Below are 22,404 nucleotides of genomic sequence, written 5' to 3'. Positions count from 1 at the left end.
AGTATTCCCTCATTTATGCTGACTGCGTTTCCGCCGTATAGGATGAAAACTGTAGCAGTTCACGCGTGTAATGTTCGGCAGGGTGCGCAAATACCTGTTTGCATTCGCCCTGTTCGACTACTTCACCTTGTCGCAACACAATAACCTGATGGCACAGCGAACGGATAACCTGTAAGTCATGGCTGATAAACAGGTAGGCGATTTTGTGCTTTTCCTGTAATGATTTCAGTAGCGCCAGAATTTGTGCCTGCACCGTTCTGTCCAGCGATGAGGTGGGTTCATCAAGGATCAGCAGCTCCGGTTGCAGTATCAGGGCGCGAGCGATAGCGATACGCTGGCGCTGACCGCCGGAAAACTCGGAGGGATAGCGGTAGCGGGTCGTCGGATCCAGCCCAACTTCCTGCATCGCCTCGACCACACGCTGGTCGAGTGCCTCTTTGCTCAACTTCTGATGGACGGTCAACCCCTCAGCAATAATTTGCTCTACATTCAGTCGCGGGTTCAGCGCGGAGTTTGGATCCTGAAAGACAACCTGAATCCGATGACGGAAAGGCAGCATTTGTTTACGGGTTAGCCCTTGCAAGGGCTGTCCATCGAACCAGATATCGCCGCGTGATTGAATCAGGCGCAGCAGCGCGAGTCCGGTCGTGCTTTTTCCTGAACCGGATTCCCCCACCAGACCCAGACTTTCGCCGCGCCGCAAGGTGAAGTTGATATTGTTCACCACCTGCTTTTCGTCAACGGTACGGCGCAAAAGGCCACGTTTGATGGGAAACGAAACGTGCAGTTTTTCCACCCGCAAAAGAGGTTCGCCATTATCTGTTACCGGAAGCGGCTCGCCCGACGGCTCGGCATCCAGCAATTGGCGCGTGTAGGGATGCTGCGGTGCGCTGAAAAGTTGCTGACAGCGATTATGTTCCACGGCCTGACCGGCTTTCATGACCGACACGTTATCTGCCAACTGGCGGACAATATTCAGGTTATGGGTGATGAACAGTAAGCTCATCCCCAGTTCCTGCTTCAGCTCGTTCAGCAATTTCAATATTTGCGCCTGAACGGTCACGTCCAACGCCGTTGTGGGTTCATCGGCAATCAGTAAATCCGGCTGTGTCAGCAGCGCCATCGCAATCATGACACGCTGGCGTTCCCCGCCGGAAAGCTGGTGCGGGAAATCATTCAATCGACTCTTAGCCTGCCGAATACCCACGCGATCCAGACAGGTGATGACTTCGCTGCGGGCTGCTTCGGTACGCATGCCACGGTGGAGCGAAAGCACTTCAATCAGCTGTTTCTCAATGCTTTGCAGGGGGTTAAGCGACACCATCGGTTCCTGAAAGATCATCGCGATCCGATTGCCGCGTATCTGACGCAGTGTTTTTTCATCAGCATGCAGCAGCGATTGTCCTGCGAAGCGGATATCCCCTTGCGGATAAACCACGGGCGGGGAGGGGAGCAAACGCAAAACCGACAGCGCGGTGACGCTTTTCCCCGAACCCGACTCACCGACCAGCGCCAGCGTCTCACCCGCGTTCACCGCCAGTGAAAGCTGGTCGACAACGCATTGCTCCTGATCGCCTTTGCGGAAGGCAATGCTGAGATTATCTATCTGCAATAAAGGTGAACTGGACATATTAATGCGCCTTGCTGGGGTCAAAGGCGTCGCGCACCGCTTCGCCGATAAAAATGAGTAAGGAAAGCACGATGGAAAGCACCATAAACACGGTAATGCCCAGCCACGGCGCCTGAAGGTTATTTTTCCCTTCCAGCAATAAAGTGCCTAATGATGGCGAGCCCATCGGCAGACCAAAGCCGAGAAAATCCAGCGATGTTAGCGTGGTAATCGAGCCGCAAAGAATAAAGGGCAGATAGGTCAGCGTAGCGACCATCGCGTTTGGCAGCATGCAGCGGAACATAATGGCACGGTCACTGACCCCCATCGCCTGCGCGGCACGAATATAGTCAAAGTTGCGGGTACGCAGAAATTCCGCCCGTACCACGCCAACCAGACTCATCCAGCCGAAAAGGACGGTAATGCCTAATAGCCACCAGAAATCCGGCTGAATCACGCTGGACAGCAAGATAATCAGAAACAGCGTCGGCATGCCGGACCAGACTTCGATAAAGCGTTGCCCCCACAGGTCGAGACGTCCGCCGTAATAGCCCTGTGTCGCACCGACGGCGATACCAATCACGCTGGACAGGATCGTGAGCGCCAGACCGAACAGCAGTGAAATACGGAAGCCATACAGCACCTGCGCGACCACATCTTTCCCTTGGCTATCCGTGCCCAGCCAGTTCTGCCAGTTTGGTGCAGAGGGAAAGGACGCTGTAGTGGCGTAGTTTATGGTGTCGTAACTGTAGTGAATCAGAGGCCAGATGGCCCAACCGTGGCTGCTGATACGTTCGGCGATATAAGGATCGCGGAAGTCAGCGGTGGTATCCAACTGTCCGCCGAACATTCTCTCGCTGTGGTCAATGAGCACCGGCGTATAGAACTGGCCGTCATACTTCACCAGTAGCGGTTTGTCGTTGGCGATCAATTCGGAAAACAGGCTGACGATAAACAGCGCCATGAAAATCCACAGCGACCAGTAACCGCGACGATTACTTTTAAAACGCGCCCAGCGCGCCTGATTAATCGGGCTTAAGCGGCTCATTGGCGTCCCTCAAAATCGATACGCGGATCCACCAGCGTATAGGTTATGTCACTGACGATATTCAGCAATAAGCCGATCAGCGTGAAGATATACAGCGTACCGAACATGACGGGATAGTCACGTTGCAGCGTGGCGTCATAGCCCAACAGGCCCAGCCCGTTGAGCGAGAACATCACCTCAATCAGTAGCGAGCCGGTGAAAAACATACTGATAAACGTGGCGGGGAAGCCGGCAATCACCAGCAACATGGCATTACGGAATACGTGGCGGTAGAGAATGCTCTTTTCATCCAGCCCTTTAGCGCGCGCGGTAACAACGTACTGCTTACGAATCTCATCCATAAAGGAGTTCTTGGTGAGCATCGTTAGCGTGGCGAAACCGCCAATGACGGAAGCCAGAACCGGTAGCGCGATATGCCACAAGTAGTCGGTAATCTTGCTGTACCACGGCAGGGTATCAAAATTGCTGGAAACCAGCCCTCGAAGCGGGAACCAGTCCAGGTAACTGCCGCCCGCGAATAGCACAATCAAAATGATCGCAAACAAAAACGCCGGAATGGCATAGCCGATAATGATTAACGTGCTGCTCCAGGTATCGAACGGTGTGCCGTTCTTCACGGCTTTTTTGATGCCAAGAGGAATGGAAATCAGGTAGACGATCAGCGTACTCCACAGCCCCAGCGTAATCGAAACCGGCATGCTCTCCTTAATGAGTTGCATCACCGAAGAACCACGGAACAGGCTATCGCCGAAGTCAAAGCGTACGTAATCCCACAGCAGTTTAAAATAACGTTCATGGATCGGCTTATCGAAGCCATAGCGTTTGGTGATTTCCTCGATGACTTCTGGGTCGAGGCCGCGTGAACCGCGATAAGCGTTCTCGATATTCGGTGCGCCGCTGGTGCCCGCCCGTGCCATACCGGCATCCATTCCGCTATTAGCGGTATAACCGCTGCCGTGGCCCATTTCAATCGCCGCAATGGCCTGATCCACCGGGCCGCCGGGAGCAATTTGTACAATGAAGAAATTAATTGTGATGATTGCCCACAGGGTTGGAATAACCAGCAAGAGGCGGCGTAACAGATACGTTCCCATTTTTATTCCTTAACGTCGCTCTGCGGGCAGCGTGGCCGCCTGTTTGGTATCGAACCACCAGCCATCAAACCCAAGCGAATAGGCCGGGCGTACAGCAGGCATGGCAAACTTGTTCCAATAGGCGAAACGGTCATGATTGGAATACCACATCGGAATCATAAGCTGATTCCAGGTCAATACCCTGTCCAGCGCGCGGCCTAATGACAGCAACGGGACTTTCTGCCCCTGATGCTTAACGATTTCTGCGATGAGCGAATCAATCGCGGGATCGCTGACGCCGGAAGTATTGTAGGTTGAGTCGATATACTGCGAGCTCCAGCGCATTTGCAGACTGTCATCGGGGTAGATGAACGCAGGGTACACCGTTGCCGTCATATCTAAATCGCGCTTGCGCAGGCGGCTGTTGAACTGCGTGCTGTCGATATTACGCACGTTCATGGTGATACCGAGTTTTTTCAGGCTCTGTTGAAAAGGCAGGACATACTGCGAGTTACCGGCGCTTGGCAGCAGCAGTTCAAACGTAAATGGCTGTCCGGTTTTGCGATTGACCAGCTTTTGATCTTTCAAGTCCCAACCGGCTTCTTCCAGCAGTTTGAGTGCCTTAAGCCAGTTTTGTCGATCATAGCCGCTGCCGTCGGAAGAGGGCGGTTGATAGCTGGGGCCAAAGACCTCGGCGGGTATCTTGTCTTTCAGCGGCGTCAGCCAGGCCAATTCTTCTGCGCTGGGTTCGCCTTTAGCAGCATACTCGGTGTTTTGGAAATAGCTGTTGGTACGCTGATAGGCGTTGTAATACAGCGCCTTGTTCATCCAGTTAAAGTCAAATGCCAGCGCTAATGCCTGACGCACGCGTCGATCCTGAAACAGTGGGCGTTGGGTATTGAATACCAGCCAGCGCGTAGACTGAGCGGATTGATTGACCTGATCCTGTTTGATGATGTAGCCACGCGCGAAGTTGCCGCCCTGATATTGGGTCGCCCAGTTTTTTGGCGAACCTTCCTCACGCAGGTCGAAAGCGCCGGCTTTAAACGCCTCCAGCGCGACACTGTCATCCATATAGTAGTCGTAGCGAATTTTATCGAAATTGTATTGGCCTTTATTGACCGGCAGATCGGCACCCCAATAGTCTTTCACTCGAGAATAGGTGACATATTGTCCGGTACGATAGGCGGTGATGCGATAAGGCCCACTGGCCGGTGGCGGATACGCTAGCGGTTCGTTGAATTTATGATTCTTCCAGAACTTCTCCGGCATGATTGGCAGCGTCAGCAGGCTGAACATGCGATTTTTGTCGGATACGGGAAAATCGAAACGCACAGTCAGCGGGGCAACGGCCTTGGCGGTGACATCTTTAAAATAGATGCGGAACTGCGGCACGCCCTGCGTCATAAACATATTGTAGGTGAACGCGACGTCAGCGGCGGTGATTGGTGAGCCGTCATGAAAGCGGGCTTTGGGATTCATCTCGATTTCAATCCAGCGAAAATCCGCCGAATGGCGCGTCGTCAGGGCGACCAGCGGATAATAACTGCCGGGCTCGTCATCAGACGTCGTGAAGAGGGAATCGTAGAGGCGTTCGGTACGTGCCGCTGCCACGCCGCGTAGCGCATAACGATTGAAATTGTCAAAAGTACCCAGTGAGCTGAGGGTGATGCTGCCGCCTTTCGGGGCATCTGGGTTGACGTAATCAAAATGGCTGAAGTTCTCGGCATATTTGGGCTCCCCCAAAAGTGCAAAGCTGGTGCTGTTTTCAATCGTCTCGGCATGCGCCCCAAAATGGGCCGTGCAAAGCAATACGGCAGCGATAACGCGTTTTAACATCTGACGGTAATCTCCTGCGAGTGGACGTTATCTGACTAGGCATCGTCTGATGCAGACATGCCATACTGTAACGTCAACAATGCCGATTTCCTCGGCATAAAGTTCTTGAAATAATTAACATTCCCATCGGGAAGCTGCGTGTTTTCTTTTTATCATGAAATCAGGTGATAAACCTACCTTAATCACGTCCTGTTAATGTTTCAGGTTGTTGAACAAGTCATATTTTGCGCAGTGTGCCGCAGAAGGGGAGGAACTCGGTGATATTCGGGGGAAAAGCAGGCATAAAAAAACGTAGGGAACGTTTTTCAACGTTGCGTAGCAACGGCCCGTAGGGTGATGGAACCAGGATGTCCATCATAAAAAAACGCCGCTTGTGGTGATAAGCGGCGTTGATGTTGTCTGATTTCGTTGGCTAACAGCAAAGTTCTTTTACTAAAAAACAATGTCACAGCAAGGGAGCGATATTGTTTAGCTGGTTTTTCCTTTGCTCAGGACACGGCGTCCTTCCTGATAACGCTTATTCCAGTAGTCTTCTGTCATTTTAGAAATGATGACACCACTGCTGGTTGACGCGTGGACGAACTGATCGTTGCCGAGATAAATGCCAACGTGACGACCGGTCGAACCTGCACGGAACAGAACAAGATCGCCAACGCGCAGTTTACTACGCTGAATTTGCTGGCCCATCTCTTGCTGTTCATAGGTTGAACGCGGTAAATCCATACCAAACTGTTCGCGGAACGTGCGTTGAACGAAAGCTGAGCAGTCAATGCCACGGCGGCTATCACCGCCTAAACGGTAACGAACACCTTTCCAACTGGCATATTGGTTAAGCAACTTAGACTTGATGTCCACGTTACGAACCAGAGCTTCAAATTCATCCTGAGAGGCTTGCAGTAAAAGACCATCTTTATCATTAACTGCATGCATATCAGTTTGAGCTTTACTGTTGTATGCACTATTACTTCCACATGCGGAGAGCATCATTGCTACCGCAACGGCAGGCACTGCCCGCCAGATATATCTCAGAATCGGTTGAGACTTGACCATTATTGTTATGTTCCCTTGCTGTCCTTAACGATAAATATCGCTATGTAGTATCCCCATTTCACTGGGGTATAAATGCCAAACGAAAACGAGACTCAGACTAAATCAGAGTTTCTTCTTAGCCAAACACTCATCGACGAAAATGTGCCAGAATGCACATTATTTTTCTTGCCGCTGGTAGTTCAGTGTGCGCTAAAAAGCAAACTTGAACGAGACTACCGCAACAGCAGCAGGATTGCGAGAAGTTTTAACCATTTTATTTATAAGATTTAATGATGTGTTCAGCTAAAAAATGTCGATGTAAAAAATCTGAAATCATAGGGATTTATACTGTCGATTTTTTAGGTAATAGCCGATTTAACAGGTTAATAGCGGCATCGCTCGCTGGCGTTAATAACCACCAACTCAATCCGACCAGAACAACCGACAGAGAACCGACTGCAATATCGGTAAACCAATGTGCACCAATCATGATGCGAGGCAATGAGAAAATCACCATGATGGCCAGACCGATAGCGAAAGCGGTACGGGTAAAATAACGCAGCATAAAAGCAGCAAAGATCATCAACATCATGCCGTGGTCACCGGGGAAGCTGTCCGATGACGCATCTTTGGTCGGAATACCGGTTAAGTCTGAAACGCGGTTGACGTCACTAAAATAGAGCGTTGGGCTGGCGTGTTGCACCGGCAATAAATGTCCTGCTTGATTCAGCACGACAGCAGTTAACAGCATGATAAAACCAAGGATCAACAAACGGCGACGCTCTGTTGACGTCGCTTTTAGATAAAACGACAGATACAGCAATCCCATTGCAACGAGCGCACAGCCGTCAAAAGCGCGGTTATTGGTAATGGCAACCAGATGTAAAAACGTCGGGCTATCAACCAAGAGACGATTGAAATAGAAAAAGATATGGCTGTCGATCGTGAGCCAAAAACCATGATTTTCCGGTAGATACCAGGATAAAAACAGACTGATGCCCAACACGTTGAGCACTAAAATAGAAGAAAAACGGGCAAATGACATAAGGCAAAGCATCCAAACAAAGACGAAAAAACTCCAGTCTACTCCACGTTAACTAAACGAGCCTTTAACAACGAGGCTTGTAACGTATTCCATTCTGCTGGTGTTTCATTAATGACTTCGATACGGCTATCAATCGGTGCCGCCGATCGGGTTTCTATATGCAGATCGTGTCCCTGACGGTTCACGACGAGCGTCCCTTCCTTTATACGCATCACCCCTTTAACCCGACTCACGGGAGAAAGGCGGACCCAGTCCAGCAGGGCAGCGGTATCAAAAGCGGTTTCAGGTGCGAATATCCAACCACAGGCGTGGTAGCCCTGTCCCTGATTGAGAGAGCGTCGCCAGGATTGACCACCCGGTAATTGCAGCGCGGCCAGGCCATTTTTGGGCTGATGCGCATGGTGATGTGCACCATCTGGAAGTTCGCGTATACGTTCTTGCGATGAAGGGGGGCGCGGTTGGTCGAGCAACTGCCAGTCAACATTTCCCTGACTAGTCTCGATAATTTGTCGACCGCCGCCGCTTGCCTGCTGCCACTGCTGCAAGGCCGCGAGATCGTCGGCGGTATAAGTATCACGCTTGTTAGCGATAATCATATCCGCGGCGGCAAGCTGATCGCGGAAGTTCTCATTTTCCGTGTAACGCGTTTCACTTAACTGGCGAGCATCCAGCAGACATAGCGTCGCCTGTAATGTCAGCCAGGGCTGATAGATATCACTTGTCAGCAAGGAGAGAATTTGTTTCGGGTGGCCGAGCCCCGTAGGTTCGATGAGCAACCGATGGGGCTTCTTCTGTTGCAGCAGCATATTCAGGCCAACCTGCATCGGCAAGCCGTTTACGCAGCACATGCAGCCGCCGGGAATCTCTTTTAACACTGCACCGCTGTCCGCCAGTAGCGCACCGTCAATACCCACTTCGCCGAATTCATTGACCAGCACCGCCCAGACTTCGTCTTCAGGTTTTTGCGACAGAAGATGACGAATCGTGGTGGTTTTTCCACTACCGAGAAACCCTGTGATCAAATTGACTTTCGTTAGCATGGCAGGCTCCTATGCGGGGGAGAGTTGACGTGTGCCGGATAGAGCATCCGGCGACAAGTATTGTGCGGGAAGCACAAGGTAGAATGTTAGTCTGCACGACCCATGTAGCGACGTTCTGGAATATGAATACGGATCTTTTCACCCGCGCTCAGATATTCTGGAACGGGGATAACCAGACCGGTGCTCATGGTCGCTGGTTTGTTGCGTGAACTGGCGGAGGCACCTTTAATGCCCGGTGCCGTCTCAACAATTTCCAGATCGACCGTTTGTGGCAATTCCAGCGCGATGATTTGGCCGTCCCAGCTCAATACCTGAATCCCCGGCATACCGCCTTCAGGGATAAACAGCAGCTCTTCTTCTATTTGATCTTTTTTGAAGAGGTAAGGGGTGTAGTCCTCATCATCCATGAAGACGTACTCGTCGCCGTCAATATAAGAGAAAGTCACCGTGCGGCGCGTCAGCGTGATGGTATCGATAATGTCGTCGCCTTTAAAACGCTCTTCCACTTTCAACCCCGTGCGGACATCAGAAAAACGCATTTTGTACAGCGTGCTGGCACCGCGGGCGCTGGGACTCTGGACGTCGATGTCCTTTACCAGCAATAACTTGTCGTTATAGTTAACGACCATTCCGCGTTTAATTTCGTTCGCTCTTGCCATAAAAATTACCTGCTATAAGGAGTGTGATTTTTGTGGCGACACGTTACTCGCGCCGAAGAGTTCAGGCAAGTATATACTCGTCATCCTTCAAATTTCATGTACGTTGGCTACGTTCACTCACCCGAATCACTTACTTGTGTAAGCTCATCGGGATTCCTTCACTTGCCGCCTGCCTGAAATTCGAATTATTTAAAGTATAAGGAAAAAAGGGCTGATATTGGTTTTTTACGACGGGACTGCTATCGTGGCGCTCTTACTTCTTGTCAGCCCACCGGAGAGCTTGCTGATGGACTGTCGCCCCCATTGCGGTGCCTGTTGTACCGCACCATCGATTTCAACGCCGATGCCGGGTCTGCCGCACGGTAAGCCTGCAAACACACCCTGTATTCATCTCGATGAGGCGATGCGCTGCGGGCTGTTCCATTCTCCACTGCGACCTGAGGTTTGCGCGGGGCTAAAGCCGCGCGCGGATATGTGTTTCGGCCGTCGTGATGAGGCGATGATTTACCTGCTGAAGCTGGAAGCTGATACCGCTCCTTAATGTGCAGCGATCAGGCGTCTTTGATGCGCCACATACAATAGACAGAGCCAGCGATCATCAGCAGCGCGAAGAAGAAGACGGCGTGATAGTTCCAGATTTCAGCAACAATCCCTGCCAGTGAACCAGATATGATCCAGCCAACTCGCGTGGTATTGGTAAATAGCGTGGTTGCCGCACCTGCCTGTCCGGGCATCAAGTCCTGAAAGTAAAGCATACCGATTCCCGCCAGAATACCGATGAAAATGGCGTTCAGCACCTGTAACGCCAGCAGCGCTATTTCGCCATCAAGAACCAGCAAGCCGCCGAAGAACAGTAAACCGGAAGCAACAGCAAGCCGCATCAGGAAACGTTTACCGAAGCGTTTGGCAACGTAGCCGGCAATCAGCATCACGGGAATTTCCAGCCCGGCGGCCACACCCATCATGATACCCGCCAGCTTTTCCGGCAGATGCAACTCATGCACCAGATACAGCGGCATATTAATGAGGTAAATGCCGTTGCAGGTCCACATCAAGGTACACGCCACGAACAGCAAGAGCGTGTCCCGGCGGTTGCGACGTGGTGATTCCAGTGTGGAAGTGGTCTTTTCCACGGCTTTGGGCATGGAAGGCAGAAAGAGTTTGACCAGAATGCCGCATAAGATAAAGACGACCGCGGCGGTCAGGTACATCGTCGTGAAGCCGAATCCCAGTGCCAGCGCAAAGGCGATAGGCGGGCCGACAACCCAGGCGAGAGAAATTTGTGCGCGGAGGATGGAGCTGAACATCGCCGCTTCACGACCAGTCTTATCTGCATGCTCCCGCGCCAGCGCAAAAAGCTGTGGGTTCGCGGTCGAGCCAAAGCTGCTCAGCAATACACCGATAAAGAGCAGAATAAAGTAGTTACGGTTCCAGGCAAACAGCATGCAGGCGAGTGCGCCCAGCAGGCAGCAAACGAAAATCAGCGATTTGCGATCGCCCTGACGGTCCGACCGTGTGGCCAGCATTTGGCTGACGACAATACCGATAACAGCGCTACCGGTATAAAACATCCCGACTAAGAAAGGACGAGCCTGGACTTCGCTGGAAAGAAAGAGGCTAAGCGTAGGAAGTTGCAGGGCACCGGCCGTTCCGGTCAGGAAGGCAATAACTAAAAATGCTGACGATGTCAGATCGAGCGGACGTCGCGTTGTGTTTGCAGGAATGAACATAAATTGATAGCGCTTGGAAAATAGGCAGAGGCTGTCGAGCGCGACATAGTACTCGGGTTTATAATGAAACAGAAATCTTGTTTCATTATTTTTCGTCAGCACGGCTTCAGCCATTGGGTGATTTTTGTTGGCGGGCAGCGCGTCATCCACGTTAAAATGTGCGTGATGTCAAAATTCTGTTACGTCAGCAGCGTAGAAAGCTTGCATAAATGGCGTAATAGAATGAGACTTTTGAAACGTTTCAGCGGAATTTTTTTGAAACGCCCTAACAATCGACACATTTTTTTCTCATAAAAGCTGAAACGATTCAACTTTCAGCAAGAGAGGAGTGCCATGTTCCAGTTGTCACAGCAAGATATTCATTTGGGCGCAGCGGCCAGTACTAAGCAGGAAGCTATCCAGCTTGTTGCTTCAGCACTGACCGAGGCCGGGTGCGTTAACGCAGGGTATGTCGACGGCATGCTCCAGCGTGAACAGCAAACATCCACCTATTTGGGAAGCGGCATTGCTATCCCTCACGGCACAACCGATACCCGCGATCTGGTATTGAAGACCGGGGTTCAAGTATTTCAATTTCCTCAGGGTATTTCCTGGGGTGAAGATCAAACCGCCTACGTGGTGTTGGGGATTGCAGCCCGTTCTGATGAACACCTTGCGCTGCTGCGTCAGCTGACCCACGTTCTGAGCGACGATCGCGTGGCAGCACGTTTGGCAAGTACAACGTCAGCAGAAGAACTGCGTAGCCTGCTGATGGGCGAGCAGCAACTGGCGGAGTTCCGCTTTGATACCTCGCTGATTGCGCTGGATGTGGCGACCGATAATCTGTTGACGCTTCAGGCGCTGAACGCCGGCCGTCTTCAGCAGATCGGTGCAGCAGACGCCAGCTTCGTCAGCACCGCAGTCAGCAGCAAGCCGCTGAATCTGGGGCAAGGTGTGTGGTTCAGCGATAGCGCTGTCGGTAACCTCAGCAGCGCGGCTGCGGTGGCACGTCCGGCTACGCCTTTCAGCGTTGACGGCGAAAACGTGGCCTTACTGGTGACGGTAGCCGCAGCTGACGATCAGGCTTTCGCCCCGATCGATTACCTGAGCAACCTGCTGATTGCGCAAAAAGCGGAACGTCTGCTGACGGCTGACGCACCGACGCTGCTGGCACTCTTGACCAGCGACGTACCAGAAGAAAGCGAAGTGCTGACGGCAGAGTTCACCATTCGCAACGAACACGGTCTGCATGCGCGTCCGGGAACGATGCTGGTGAACGTGATCAAGCAATTCAGCAGTGACATTACCGTCACCAATCTGGATGGCACAGGCAAACCGGCAAATGGCCGCAGCCTGATGAAAGTCGTCGCGCTGGGCGTGAAGAAAGGTCACAAATTGCGTTTCACCGCGAGCGGTAGCGATGCAGAACAAGCACTGGCCGCTATTGGCGACGCGATTACGTCCGGTTTGGGCGAGGGGGCAGCATGAGCAGGAGAGTAGCCACAATTACCCTGAATCCAGCTTATGACCTGGTTGGCTATTGCCCGGAAGTTGAGAAAGGCGAAGTCAATCTGGTTCAGACAGCGGGTCTGCACGCCGCAGGCAAAGGTATTAACGTTGCCAAGGTGCTGAAAGATCTTGGGATTGATGTCACGGTAGGTGGCTTTCTGGGTAAAGACAATCAGGATGGTTTTCAGCAATTGTTCAGCGAGCTGGGCATTGCCAACCGTTTCCAGGTTGTGCCAGGACGTACGCGTATTAATGTCAAATTAACCGAAAAAGATGGCGACGTAACCGACTTCAACTTTTCCGGTTTTGAAGTGACACAGCAAGACTGGCAGCGTTTCGTCAATGACTCGCTGAGCTGGCTGGGGCAGTTCGACATGGTCGCGGTGAGCGGCAGTCTGCCTGCTGGCGTCGATCCTGATGCCTTTACCGACTGGATGTCGCGTCTGCGTACGCAGTGTCCTTGCATTATTTTCGACAGCAGCCGTGAAGCGCTGGTGGCGGGACTGAAAGCCTCTCCTTGGTTGGTGAAACCAAACCGCCGGGAGCTGGAGATATGGGCTGGGCGTAAATTACCTACGCTGGCTGATGTGGTGGATGCCGCCCACGCGCTGCGTGAGCAGGGTATCGCGCATGTTGTGATCTCACTGGGTGCGGAAGGCGCGCTGTGGGTGAATGCATCGGGTGCGTGGCTGGCAAAACCACCGGCCTGTGATGTGGTAAGTACGGTAGGTGCGGGCGACTCCATGGTTGGGGGGTTGATTTATGGCTTATTAATGCGTGAGTCCAGTGAGCACACTCTGCGTTTGGCTACGGCGGTTTCAGCGCTGGCCGTCAGCCAAAGTAATGTTGGTATTACCGATCGTCCTCAGTTGGCCGCAATGATGGCGCGTGTCGACCTCAAACCCTTTAACTGATACAGCAGGAGATAAACAATGAAAACGCTGCTGATTTTGGATAAATCACTGGGCCTGGCGAGAAGCCAACTGGTGAAGAACCTACTCGGCGCTGCCGCTGCGAAAGCAGGGGTGACGTTTACAGAACAGGTTAACGACGCTGAACTGGCGATCGTTCTGGGTGCATCCGCTGCGGCGGACAGCGCACTGAATGGCAAGCGAGTTTATGTCGGTGACATCGAACTGGCAGTTTCGCAGCCGGAAGCCTTTTTGGCGAAAGCACAGGCTGAAGCCACGGTCTATCAGGCCGCTACGTCAGCGCCTGTTCAGCAGCCTGCAGCTGCCAAGCGTATTGTGGCGATAACGGCGTGCCCGACGGGCGTCGCGCACACGTTTATGGCGGCAGAAGCGATTGAAAGCGAAGCGAAAAAACGCGGCTGGTGGGTCAAAGTGGAAACGCGCGGCTCTGTTGGCGCCGGCAACGCGATTACCCCTGAAGAAGTTGAACAAGCCGATCTGGTGATCGTGGCTGCGGATATTGAAGTCGATCTGGCGAAGTTTGCCGGTAAGAAAATGTATCGCACGTCGACCGGGCTGGCACTGAAGAAGACGGCGCAGGAGTTAGATAAAGCGCAGGCTGAAGCGAAAGTGTACCAGCCGTCCGGACAAGCCAGCGCGGCAAGCACGAGCGAGTCTGGCCAGAAAGGTGGAGCAGGCCCGTACCGTCACCTGTTAACCGGCGTGTCTTACATGCTGCCGATGGTTGTGGCAGGCGGTTTGTGTATCGCCCTGTCGTTTGTCTTTGGTATTGAAGCCTTTAAACAGGAAGGTACGCTGGCAGCGGCGCTGATGAAGATCGGTGGCGGTTCTGCCTTCGCACTGATGGTGCCGGTGCTGGCGGGCTATATCGCGTTCTCCATTGCGGATCGTCCGGGCTTAACGCCTGGTCTGGTTGGCGGGATGTTGGCGGTGAGTACGGGTGCAGGCTTCCTCGGTGGGATCATTGCTGGTTTCCTGGCCGGTTATGTTGCCAAAGCGATCAACAATAAACTGATTCTGCCGCAAAGTCTGACGGCGCTAAAACCGATCCTGATCATTCCACTGTTCGCTACGCTGATCACCGGTCTCATCATGATTTACGTCGTTGGCACGCCAGTGGCGAAAATCCTGACTGGCCTGACAGGCTGGCTGCAATCCATGGGCACGGCGAATGCGGTGATTCTGGGTGCGATCCTGGGCGCGATGATGTGTACGGATATGGGCGGGCCGGTTAACAAGGTCGCTTACGTTTTCGGTACCACCTTGCTCAGTAGCCAGATTTACGCGCCGATGGCCGCCGTCATGGCAGCCGGTATGGTGCCACCGTTGGCAATGGGTCTGGCGACGGTACTGGCAAGCAAAAAATTCAACCCGACCGAACGTGAAGGGGGCAAAGCGGCGTTTGTACTGGGCCTGTGCTTTATCTCCGAAGGGGCGATTCCTTACGCGGCGCGTGATCCAATGCGCGTTCTGCCTTGCTGCATCATCGGTGGGGCACTGACTGGTGCGCTGTCAATGGCGGTGGGCGCTAAGTTGATGGCACCACACGGCGGTCTGTTCGTGCTGTTGATTCCTGGCGCGATTACCCCAGTTATCGGCTACCTGTTAGCGATCATTGCGGGTACTGCCGTCGCTGGCGTGCTGTACGCACTGCTGAAACGCTCTGATGAACAACTGGCGAAAGTTGCGTAAGTTTGATCATCGTCGTGAATAAAAAGTAACGCCATAACACAAGGATGTGGATGAGATAGCGCCAGTTGGTATTCACCAACTGGCGCTTTTTTATGGGATAAAAACTAATTAGCGCTGGGCTTCAGATTTGAGCCAGGCGATTTCGTCGGCCCAGATATCGGGGTTGATCGTTTCCAGAATCATCGGGATGCCGTCAAAGCGGGCATCTTTCATGATATAGCTGAAAGCGGTTTTGCCGATGTTGCCTTCTCCCAGACTATGGTGTCGGTCAACGCGGCTGGCGAACGTGCTTTTGGCATCATTCAAATGCATTCCGCGCAGATAGCGAAACCCAACAATGCGATCGAATTCAGCAAAGGTGGCTTCGCAATCGGCTTCTGTCCGCAGATCGTAGCCACCAGCGAAGGCGTGACAGGTATCGATACAGACGCCGACGCGGCTTTTATCTTCTACGCCATCGATGATGGCCGCCAGGTGCTCAAAGCGGAAACCCAAATTACTGCCTTGCCCGGCGGTGTTTTCAATCACGGCGGTGACGCCGTCCGTTTCCGCCAGCGCGATGTTGATGGACTCGGCGATACGTGCCAGACAGTCAGCTTCCTCGATCTGCTTTAGATGGCTGCCGGGATGAAAATTCAGGAGGCTTAGCCCAAGCTGCTGGCAACGGGACATTTCATCAATAAACGCGATGCGTGACTTCTCCAGCGCCTCGGCATCCGGGTGACCCAGATTAATCAGATAGCTATCGTGGGGCAGAATCTGTGCTGACGTATACGCGTACTGCTCACAGGCGGTTTTAAAACGGTCGATGACCTCGGCGCTGAGCGGTGCAGCCTGCCATTGGCGCTGGTTCTTGGTAAATAACGCGAAAGCCGTCGCCTTTATCTCATGCGCGCGAATCACGGCCTGATCGACCCCGCCAGATGCGCTAACGTGCGCCCCGATGTATTTCATGTTGGTCTCCTTTGGTAACGGAGACATTATGGCATTGTCATGGCTCCGCCGGGCACGTTAATCAGACGTTAACAGGTAAATAATTTATCGTTAGCCGAATAAATGCTCGAAGAACAAATTGATGCCCGCACCGCCAACAACCAGCCAGAGAAACAGAATGAGTGCCAGCAGAAGTGGTTTTGCGCCGGCCTGACGGATGGCGCTGAATCGGGTTGTGAGCCCCAGCGCAACCATCGCCATGGTCAACAGCACATTATCGAGCTGTACCAACTGCGTGACGAGCGTAGGTGAAAGTAGCTGGAAAGAATTGAATGCCGCTACGGCGATAAACCCCAGTGCAAACCACGGAAACATCAGTGGAATCGCGTTTTCCGCGTCACTTTTTTGCGTCGTTTTTTTCAGGTAAAACCCAAGAATGAGAAGGAAAGGGGCTAGCAGCATCACGCGCAGCATCTTGCTGATGACGGCGATGTTTTCCGTCGCACCATCAACGGCATGTCCGGCGGCAACAACCTGAGCGACTTCGTGTATCGTTGAGCCGAAGTACAGACCGACAATCTGTGGTGTGGCGTCAATCCAGTGATGTTCGAGATTGAGCTGATAGAGCCACGGATACAAAAACATCGCCGTCGTACCGAAAATCACCACGGTGGAAACGGAGACGGCAATCGCATTGCTGGACGCTTTGACAACCGGTGCGGTTGCCATGATCGCCGCCGCACCGCAGATGCTGCTGCCAGCACCGATGAGCATTACGGTTTGATTGTTGAGTTTCAGCCAGCGCTTGCCTATCCAGCAGGCGAGTAAAAACGTCAGCGTGACGACGGTAAGATCGACCGCGACACCGGTAAAGCCAACGGCAGCAACCTGCTGAAAACTGAGACGAAAACCATAAAGTATGATGCCCCAGCGGAGTAAATGCTGTTTGGCCCACTGCACGCCCGGATCGCACAGCGGATGAATACGTGGATAAATGCTATTTCCGAGCACGATCCCAATCAGGATCGCCAATGTCAGCGAACCCGGACCCCAGTGGGCGATTTTCGGAATATTTGCCAGCCAGAGGAGCAAAAAAGTCATTAAACTTACTAACAACAGGCCGGGTAATCGCGCTTTTGCTCCATCGGGCGGGGCTATCGTGTGTAATGTCGCAGGAAGAGCCATGGATTGGGTGCCTATTCTGACCGTACCGAAAATTGAGAAGCCAGCTTATAATCCACGAGATTAAAAGAGAAATTGATTATATATTTATAACCTATAAGTATTTCAGATAAAGAGCGCACTATGCATATCACGTTACGTCAGCTGGAAGTCTTTGCCGAAGTCCTGAAAAGTGGTTCAACGACACAGGCCTCCGTTGTGCTTGCCCTGTCTCAATCGGCTGTCAGCGCGGCTCTGGCGGATTTAGAAGGGCAGTTGGGGGTTCAACTTTTCGACCGCGTGGGTAAACGTCTGGTGGTGAATGAGCATGGCCGCCTGCTGTATCCCAAGGCACTGGCTCTGCTTGAACAGTCGATGGAAATTGAGCAACTGTTCCGGCGTGATAACGGGGCGCTGCGTGTGTATGCCAGTAGCACGATTGGTAACTACTTATTGCCTGCGATGATTGCCCGCTATCGTCATGACTACCCCGATATTCCGCTGGAACTGCATGTCGGCAATACGAAAGATGTGATCACGCGCGTGTCTGAATTCAGTGTCGATTTGGGCTTGATCGAAGGGCCTTGCCATCATCCTGATTTGATTACGCAACCCTGGCTGGAAGATGAGCTGGTGGTGTTTTGCTCTCCCGAACATCCGCTCAGCCGGGGCACTGTCTCATTAACCGCGCTGGCGGATGCGCACTGGATCCTGCGTGAACGTGGCTCAGGAACGCGCGAAGTGCTGGATCATCTGCTGCTAACGCACCTGTCGCATTTTCATCTGGTGATGGAATTAGGGAATTCAGAGGCGATCAAACATGCGGTGCGCCACGGGATCGGCATCAGTTGCCTGTCGCGGCATGTCATTGCCGAGCAACTGGCGTCAGGCTCGCTGGTGGAGCTGAAGGTGCCGCTGCCTAAACTCACGCGGACGCTGTATCTGGTTCATCACCGACAGAAACATCTTTCAAATGTGCTGCAGCGTTTCCTGAGTTATTGCTGCGAAACGCCATAGCGAAAATATTTTCTGCTGCTAATAATCGGACGTGAGTTATTAACCTCTCTTATAACTCGACGATCTTAACTATTCAGCACAACGCTATTTGCTACAATCCTGCCTCGATTTTTAGCACGAGCATGCAGGATAACAATGGCTCAGCACGATATTCAACAAACAACACAGGGCACACCGACCCTGCGCCGTGAACTGAAAGCACGGCATTTAACGATGATCGCCATTGGCGGATCGATTGGCACCGGGTTATTTGTCGCGTCTGGTGCGACGGTTTCACAAGCCGGCCCGGGCGGCGCACTTCTGTCTTATGCCCTGATTGGGCTGATGGTTTACTTCCTGATGACCAGCCTGGGCGAACTGGCGGCGTTCATGCCGGTTTCCGGTTCGTTCTCCAGCTACGGTTCCCGCTATGTAGAAGAAGGGTTCGGCTTTGCGCTGGGCTGGAACTACTGGTACAACTGGGCGGTGACCATCGCGGTCGATCTGGTGGCGGCGCAGCTGGTGATGGGATACTGGTTCCCCGATGTCTCCGGCTGGATCTGGAGCGCGCTGTTCCTCGCGCTGATGTTCCTGCTTAACTACATTTCCGTGAAAGGATTTGGCGAAGCGGAATACTGGTTCTCATTGATTAAAGTGGTCACGGTCGTCGTTTTCATTGCTGTTGGCGTGATGATGATTACGGGCATCATGAGCGGCGCGGAAAATGCCGGATTCCACAACTGGGAGATTGGCGATGCGCCGTTTGCTGGCGGTTTCTCTGCCATGATCGGTGTGGCGATGATCGTCGGCTTCTCTTTTCAGGGAACGGAATTGATCGGCGTGGCGGCGGGGGAATCTCAGGAACCCAGCAAAAACATTCCGCGTGCGATCCGTCAGGTTTTCTGGCGCATTCTGTTGTTCTACATCTTCGCGATTCTGATTATCAGCTTAATCATTCCGTATACCGATCCGAACCTGCTGCGTAATGATGTCAAAGACATTACGGTGAGTCCGTTTACGCTGGTGTTTGAGAACGCAGGCCTGCTGTCTGCGGCGGCGGTCATGAATGCGGTTATCCTGACGGCGGTGCTGTCGGCGGGTAACTCCGGGATGTACGCGTCTACGCGTATGCTGTTTACGCTGGCATCGGAAGGTAAAGCACCGCGCATTTTCGCCAGACTGTCAAAAGGCGGCGTGCCGCGTAATGCGCTGTACGCTACCACCGTGGTGGCGGCGCTGTGTTTCCTGTCTTCTTTATATGGTAACCAAACGGTTTACCTGTGGCTGTTGAATACCTCCGGTATGACAGGCTTTATTGCCTGGCTAGGGATCGCGATCAGCCATTACCGTTTCCGTCGTGGCTATGTCATGCAAGGTCACGATCTGAATCGCTTACCTTATTTATCAAGTTTCTTCCCGCTCGGACCGATCTTCGCGTTTGTGCTCTGTCTGATCATTACGTTGGGGCAGAACTATCAGGCGTTTCTGGAAGATAAAATCGACTGGTATGGTGTGACGGCAACGTACATCGGTATTCCGCTGTTCCTGCTGATTTGGTTCGGCTATAAGCTGTGCCGTGGCACGCGCTTTATCAAGTATCAGGATATGACGTACCCCGATCATAAAGACTAAATCGTAAGAACGCGGTTAACGGGCGACTCCCTGACGGGTGTCGCCTTTTTTATTGGTTTTTTTCTGTTCTGTCGTTACGTCTCACGTCTTCCTTTGCACTCGCATGTTGATTTAAATCAAATTTATTCACATTGATTTTTTAGGGATATTTTACATTAACTCGATTTAATGAATAATGGATAGCATTAATTAATTGTTTATTAATGATTTTATATTAATTCTTGTTTGTTTTTATTGCGCATACAAATGATTTTAATTTTCATTTACAATTATTTCTCGATCATTACAATGTGTCCGACAAAAAAACTCAATGTAAGTTATTCGCTCTGAGGACACAGACGCATGGCAATAAATATAAGAAAATCGGTGGCATTGGCACTTGCTACAACCGTATCTACACCTGTTATCGCCGCACAGGACGATACGTTGGTTGTAACGGCTTCTGGCTATGAACAAAAAATCACTGAGGCGGCAGCGAGTATTTCCGTTGTCAGCCAGGATGAACTGACGAAGCGTAAATATAACGATCTTGGCGAAGCGCTTAGCGACGTAGAAGGCGTGGATGTGCGTAGTTCAACGGGGAAAACGGGCGGTCTGGACATCAGTATTCGCGGTATGCCAAGTGACTACACGCTGATTCTGGTTGATGGTATTCGCCAGAATGGTTCATCGGACGTCACCCCGAATGGGTTTGGTACGATGAACACCAGCTTTATTCCCCCGCTGGCAGCGATCGAACGTATTGAAGTTATCCGTGGGCCGATGTCAACGTTATATGGCTCTGATGCGATGGGCGGAGTGGTCAATATCATCACCAAAAAAGCGTCGAAAGAGTGGGTTGGGAATATCACGCTGGATCATACCTTCCAGGAAGACAGAGACTATGGTGACGCTTCCAAGTTCTCGATTTATTCCAGCGGTGCGCTGATCGAAGACAAACTGGGGCTCGCCCTGCGCGGTAATATTTTACGCCGTGATGCGTCAGAGGTGAGTTCATCCTCGACTGGACAGGAACTTAGTACACGCGGCCCGAATCCAGTGAAGTCAGATAATTACCTCCTCGGTGGCAAACTATCCTGGCTGCTGGATAGCCGTAATACCCTATGGCTGGATGGTGAAGTCTCCAATCAGAAATATGATAACAAGGAAGAACAACTCGGTGCGCTGGGGGCGGGTGCTGCAACTCGGGGCGGCGGTTATGAAGATACACTGCGTTATGAGCGTCGCAAGATTACGCTGGGTAGCGATAATCAACTCGATTTTGGTACATGGAATTCAAGCTTGTCCTTCAACCAGACTGAAAATAAAGGACGTTTGATCCCTCGCTCTACGGTACCTGCGGGCTCAGCAACGGCAGGGCAAAAGCGCGAGCTTAAAAACACTAACTACATCCTTGATACGAAACTGGTGAGCCCGCTAGGAGAGAGTCATTTACTGACGTTAGGTGGGCAATACTGGAATGCCGTCATGAAAGACGGGATTGTTCTGGCGAATACGGGTGAAAAATTCGAACAGAATTCGTGGTCACTTTTTGCTGAAGATGAATGGCGTATCGTTGATTCGCTCGCGCTAACGACAGGTGCCCGTTATGAACATCATGAAGCATTTGGTGGTCATGTGAGCCCGCGTGCCTATTTAGTGTGGAATGCGCTGGATGAATTAACGATCAAAGGTGGGGTAAGTACAGGCTACAAGACACCGTCATTGGCGCGGTTACATAACGGGATAAGTGGCGTAACAGGACAAGGTACACGCAATACGATTGGCAACCCAAATCTGAAGCCAGAAGAAAGCGTGAATACGGAACTGGGTGCGTACTATGAGCATTTTAGCGGTTTCTCTACTAACGCTACGCTTTTCCATAACCGCTTCCGTAATAAGATCGATAGTTACGACATTGATACAGTAACGTCTAGCTATCGCAATATCGGTAAAGCTAACACGCAAGGTTTGGAACTGGGTTCGACGATCCCGCTATGGTCGGATAACTGGACGCTGAATGTGAATTACACCTTTACTGACAGCGAGCAAAAAGGCGGAGAAAATCCCGGCGCTCGCTTGACCAATACGCCTAAGCACATGGCAAATGCCCGTTTAAACTGGAATGTTAACGAGCAATTGACCACCTGGCTCAAGGCTGAATATCGGGGTAAAACAGCACGCTTTACGGAGAATTATTCCACGCTTGCCGCAGCGAGCAATCAAGCAAACAGAGTCGTCTATGACAATCTTGGCTCGGATTTCAAATCGTTTACCGTCGTGAATCTGGGCGGATCGTATAAGATCTCTAAAGATGTAACATTGAACGGGTCAGTTAATAACCTGTTAGATAAAGACTTCACCAAAACCTATGTTTTCCCTGTTGGTACGGATACCACGACGGCTGGCGATTACTTTACGTCAAGCCAGGTGACTACGGGTTCCGTACTGCCAGGTCGTAACTACTGGGTATCGGTAAACGTCAACTTCTGATGTAGCACCTCCCCGGAATGGGCCAG

General features: G+C 52.0%; 18 protein-coding genes. 7 read left to right on the top strand and 11 right to left on the bottom strand.

Annotated features, from left to right (window positions below; genetic code table 11):
* Window positions 1-13: 13 nt before the first annotated feature.
* The 8 genes from yejF to yeiP form a co-directional block, all read right to left on the bottom strand.
* On the bottom strand, window positions 14-1,630 hold the full coding sequence (gene yejF / locus ACIPUG_RS04090; protein WP_400337394.1) for a microcin C ABC transporter ATP-binding protein YejF: 1,617 nt from the start codon (window positions 1,628-1,630) through the stop codon (window positions 14-16).
* A gap of 1 nt (window position 1,631) precedes the next feature.
* The gene (locus ACIPUG_RS04085) at window positions 1,632-2,657 is read right to left on the bottom strand and encodes an ABC transporter permease (RefSeq protein WP_014915012.1); all 1,026 of its coding nucleotides are present in this window, start codon (window positions 2,655-2,657) and stop codon (window positions 1,632-1,634) included.
* Window positions 2,654-3,751, bottom strand: a complete 1,098-nt coding sequence (locus ACIPUG_RS04080; protein ID WP_014915013.1) for a microcin C ABC transporter permease YejB — start codon at window positions 3,749-3,751, stop codon at window positions 2,654-2,656. The genes ACIPUG_RS04085 and ACIPUG_RS04080 overlap by 4 nt, the downstream gene beginning before the upstream one ends.
* Before the next feature lie 9 nt (window positions 3,752-3,760).
* Window positions 3,761-5,569 carry an extracellular solute-binding protein gene (locus ACIPUG_RS04075; RefSeq protein WP_400337392.1) on the bottom strand — a complete coding sequence of 603 codons (1,809 nt, stop codon included), beginning with the start codon at window positions 5,567-5,569 and terminating at the stop codon, window positions 3,761-3,763.
* 468 nt (window positions 5,570-6,037) lie between these two features.
* The gene (gene mepS / locus ACIPUG_RS04070; RefSeq protein WP_010277383.1) at window positions 6,038-6,619 is read right to left on the bottom strand and encodes a bifunctional murein DD-endopeptidase/murein LD-carboxypeptidase; all 582 of its coding nucleotides are present in this window, start codon (window positions 6,617-6,619) and stop codon (window positions 6,038-6,040) included.
* Window positions 6,620-6,941: 322 nt separating this feature from the next.
* The gene (locus tag ACIPUG_RS04065) at window positions 6,942-7,643 is read right to left on the bottom strand and encodes a phosphatase PAP2 family protein (RefSeq protein WP_039468876.1); all 702 of its coding nucleotides are present in this window, start codon (window positions 7,641-7,643) and stop codon (window positions 6,942-6,944) included.
* 38 nt (window positions 7,644-7,681) lie between these two features.
* Window positions 7,682-8,683, bottom strand: coding sequence for a GTP-binding protein (locus ACIPUG_RS04060; protein ID WP_320695758.1), 1,002 nt, complete (start codon window positions 8,681-8,683; stop codon window positions 7,682-7,684).
* An 86-nt stretch (window positions 8,684-8,769) separates the two neighbouring features.
* Entirely contained in the window at window positions 8,770-9,342 is a 573-nt protein-coding gene (yeiP, locus tag ACIPUG_RS04055; protein WP_010277377.1) for an elongation factor P-like protein YeiP, read from the bottom strand.
* 286 nt (window positions 9,343-9,628) lie between these two features.
* Here yeiP and ACIPUG_RS04050 point away from each other — a divergent pair, with 286 nt between their 5' ends.
* A complete protein-coding gene (locus ACIPUG_RS04050) occupies window positions 9,629-9,883 on the top strand; it encodes a YkgJ family cysteine cluster protein (RefSeq protein WP_400337590.1) in 255 nt (84 codons plus the stop codon).
* Between the two features lie 10 nt (window positions 9,884-9,893).
* Here the strand turns inward: ACIPUG_RS04050 and setB are convergent, their stop codons facing one another.
* Window positions 9,894-11,072 (bottom strand): sugar efflux transporter SetB, encoded by a 1,179-nt coding sequence (setB, locus tag ACIPUG_RS04045; protein ID WP_400337588.1) that lies wholly within the window; start codon window positions 11,070-11,072, stop codon window positions 9,894-9,896.
* A gap of 333 nt (window positions 11,073-11,405) precedes the next feature.
* Here setB and fruB point away from each other — a divergent pair, with 333 nt between their 5' ends.
* Genes fruB through fruA form a run of 3 tightly spaced genes read left to right on the top strand, consistent with a single transcriptional unit; the run spans window position 11,406 to window position 15,184 of the window.
* Window positions 11,406-12,539 carry a fused PTS fructose transporter subunit IIA/HPr protein gene (fruB, locus tag ACIPUG_RS04040; protein WP_014915019.1) on the top strand — a complete coding sequence of 378 codons (1,134 nt, stop codon included), beginning with the start codon at window positions 11,406-11,408 and terminating at the stop codon, window positions 12,537-12,539.
* Window positions 12,536-13,474, top strand: coding sequence for a 1-phosphofructokinase (gene fruK, locus ACIPUG_RS04035; RefSeq protein ID WP_005967280.1), 939 nt, complete (start codon window positions 12,536-12,538; stop codon window positions 13,472-13,474). Before fruB ends, fruK begins: the two co-directional genes overlap by 4 nt.
* 18 nt (window positions 13,475-13,492) lie before the next feature.
* Window positions 13,493-15,184: a PTS fructose transporter subunit IIBC gene (gene fruA, locus ACIPUG_RS04030; RefSeq protein ID WP_400337390.1), complete on the top strand. Its 1,692-nt coding sequence runs from the start codon at window positions 13,493-13,495 to the stop codon at window positions 15,182-15,184.
* Window positions 15,185-15,292: 108 nt separating this feature from the next.
* Here fruA and nfo read toward each other — a convergent pair whose 3' ends face one another.
* Both nfo and ACIPUG_RS04020 read right to left on the bottom strand, forming a co-directional pair.
* A complete protein-coding gene (gene nfo, locus ACIPUG_RS04025; RefSeq protein ID WP_400337388.1) occupies window positions 15,293-16,138 on the bottom strand; it encodes a deoxyribonuclease IV in 846 nt (281 codons plus the stop codon).
* Window positions 16,139-16,228: 90 nt separating this feature from the next.
* The gene (locus ACIPUG_RS04020; RefSeq protein WP_400337386.1) at window positions 16,229-17,302 is read right to left on the bottom strand and encodes a YeiH family protein; all 1,074 of its coding nucleotides are present in this window, start codon (window positions 17,300-17,302) and stop codon (window positions 16,229-16,231) included.
* 120 nt (window positions 17,303-17,422) lie between these two features.
* Here ACIPUG_RS04020 and yieE point away from each other — a divergent pair, with 120 nt between their 5' ends.
* From yieE to ACIPUG_RS04005, 3 genes are all read left to right on the top strand, one after another.
* The gene (yieE, locus tag ACIPUG_RS04015) at window positions 17,423-18,295 is read left to right on the top strand and encodes a DNA-binding transcriptional regulator YeiE (protein ID WP_014915023.1); all 873 of its coding nucleotides are present in this window, start codon (window positions 17,423-17,425) and stop codon (window positions 18,293-18,295) included.
* Window positions 18,296-18,430: 135 nt separating this feature from the next.
* The gene (locus tag ACIPUG_RS04010) at window positions 18,431-19,906 is read left to right on the top strand and encodes an amino acid permease (protein ID WP_014915024.1); all 1,476 of its coding nucleotides are present in this window, start codon (window positions 18,431-18,433) and stop codon (window positions 19,904-19,906) included.
* Between the two features lie 342 nt (window positions 19,907-20,248).
* Entirely contained in the window at window positions 20,249-22,378 is a 2,130-nt protein-coding gene (locus ACIPUG_RS04005; RefSeq protein ID WP_400337385.1) for a TonB-dependent receptor, read from the top strand.
* Window positions 22,379-22,404 lie beyond the last annotated feature (26 nt).

This window comes from Pectobacterium sp. CHL-2024 (genome assembly GCF_044751765.1).
Taxonomy (GTDB): domain Bacteria; phylum Pseudomonadota; class Gammaproteobacteria; order Enterobacterales; family Enterobacteriaceae; genus Pectobacterium; species Pectobacterium brasiliense.
The sequence above is the reverse complement of the archived record's forward strand: the minus strand, read 5'-3'. Positions and strand labels throughout refer to the sequence as shown.

What these genes read in the sequence shown, in the direction of transcription:
- ACIPUG_RS04080 (WP_014915013.1), bottom strand. Translation starts at nt 3,751, where the DNA reads ATGGGAACGTATCTGTTACGCCGCCTCTTGCTGGTTATTCCAACCCTG.
- fruB (WP_014915019.1), top strand. Translation starts at nt 11,406, where the DNA reads ATGTTCCAGTTGTCACAGCAAGATATTCATTTGGGCGCAGCGGCCAGT.
- mepS (WP_010277383.1), bottom strand. Translation starts at nt 6,619, where the DNA reads ATGGTCAAGTCTCAACCGATTCTGAGATATATCTGGCGGGCAGTGCCT.
- fruA (WP_400337390.1), top strand. Translation starts at nt 13,493, where the DNA reads ATGAAAACGCTGCTGATTTTGGATAAATCACTGGGCCTGGCGAGAAGC.
- yeiP (WP_010277377.1), bottom strand. Translation starts at nt 9,342, where the DNA reads ATGGCAAGAGCGAACGAAATTAAACGCGGAATGGTCGTTAACTATAAC.
- ACIPUG_RS04085 (WP_014915012.1), bottom strand. Translation starts at nt 2,657, where the DNA reads ATGAGCCGCTTAAGCCCGATTAATCAGGCGCGCTGGGCGCGTTTTAAA.
- ACIPUG_RS04010 (WP_014915024.1), top strand. Translation starts at nt 18,431, where the DNA reads ATGGCTCAGCACGATATTCAACAAACAACACAGGGCACACCGACCCTG.
- ACIPUG_RS04050 (WP_400337590.1), top strand. Translation starts at nt 9,629, where the DNA reads ATGGACTGTCGCCCCCATTGCGGTGCCTGTTGTACCGCACCATCGATT.
- yieE (WP_014915023.1), top strand. Translation starts at nt 17,423, where the DNA reads ATGCATATCACGTTACGTCAGCTGGAAGTCTTTGCCGAAGTCCTGAAA.
- fruK (WP_005967280.1), top strand. Translation starts at nt 12,536, where the DNA reads ATGAGCAGGAGAGTAGCCACAATTACCCTGAATCCAGCTTATGACCTG.
- ACIPUG_RS04075 (WP_400337392.1), bottom strand. Translation starts at nt 5,569, where the DNA reads ATGTTAAAACGCGTTATCGCTGCCGTATTGCTTTGCACGGCCCATTTT.
- ACIPUG_RS04020 (WP_400337386.1), bottom strand. Translation starts at nt 17,302, where the DNA reads ATGGCTCTTCCTGCGACATTACACACGATAGCCCCGCCCGATGGAGCA.
- ACIPUG_RS04065 (WP_039468876.1), bottom strand. Translation starts at nt 7,643, where the DNA reads ATGTCATTTGCCCGTTTTTCTTCTATTTTAGTGCTCAACGTGTTGGGC.
- setB (WP_400337588.1), bottom strand. Translation starts at nt 11,072, where the DNA reads ATGTTCATTCCTGCAAACACAACGCGACGTCCGCTCGATCTGACATCG.
- nfo (WP_400337388.1), bottom strand. Translation starts at nt 16,138, where the DNA reads ATGAAATACATCGGGGCGCACGTTAGCGCATCTGGCGGGGTCGATCAG.
- ACIPUG_RS04060 (WP_320695758.1), bottom strand. Translation starts at nt 8,683, where the DNA reads ATGCTAACGAAAGTCAATTTGATCACAGGGTTTCTCGGTAGTGGAAAA.
- yejF (WP_400337394.1), bottom strand. Translation starts at nt 1,630, where the DNA reads ATGTCCAGTTCACCTTTATTGCAGATAGATAATCTCAGCATTGCCTTC.
- ACIPUG_RS04005 (WP_400337385.1), top strand. Translation starts at nt 20,249, where the DNA reads ATGGCAATAAATATAAGAAAATCGGTGGCATTGGCACTTGCTACAACC.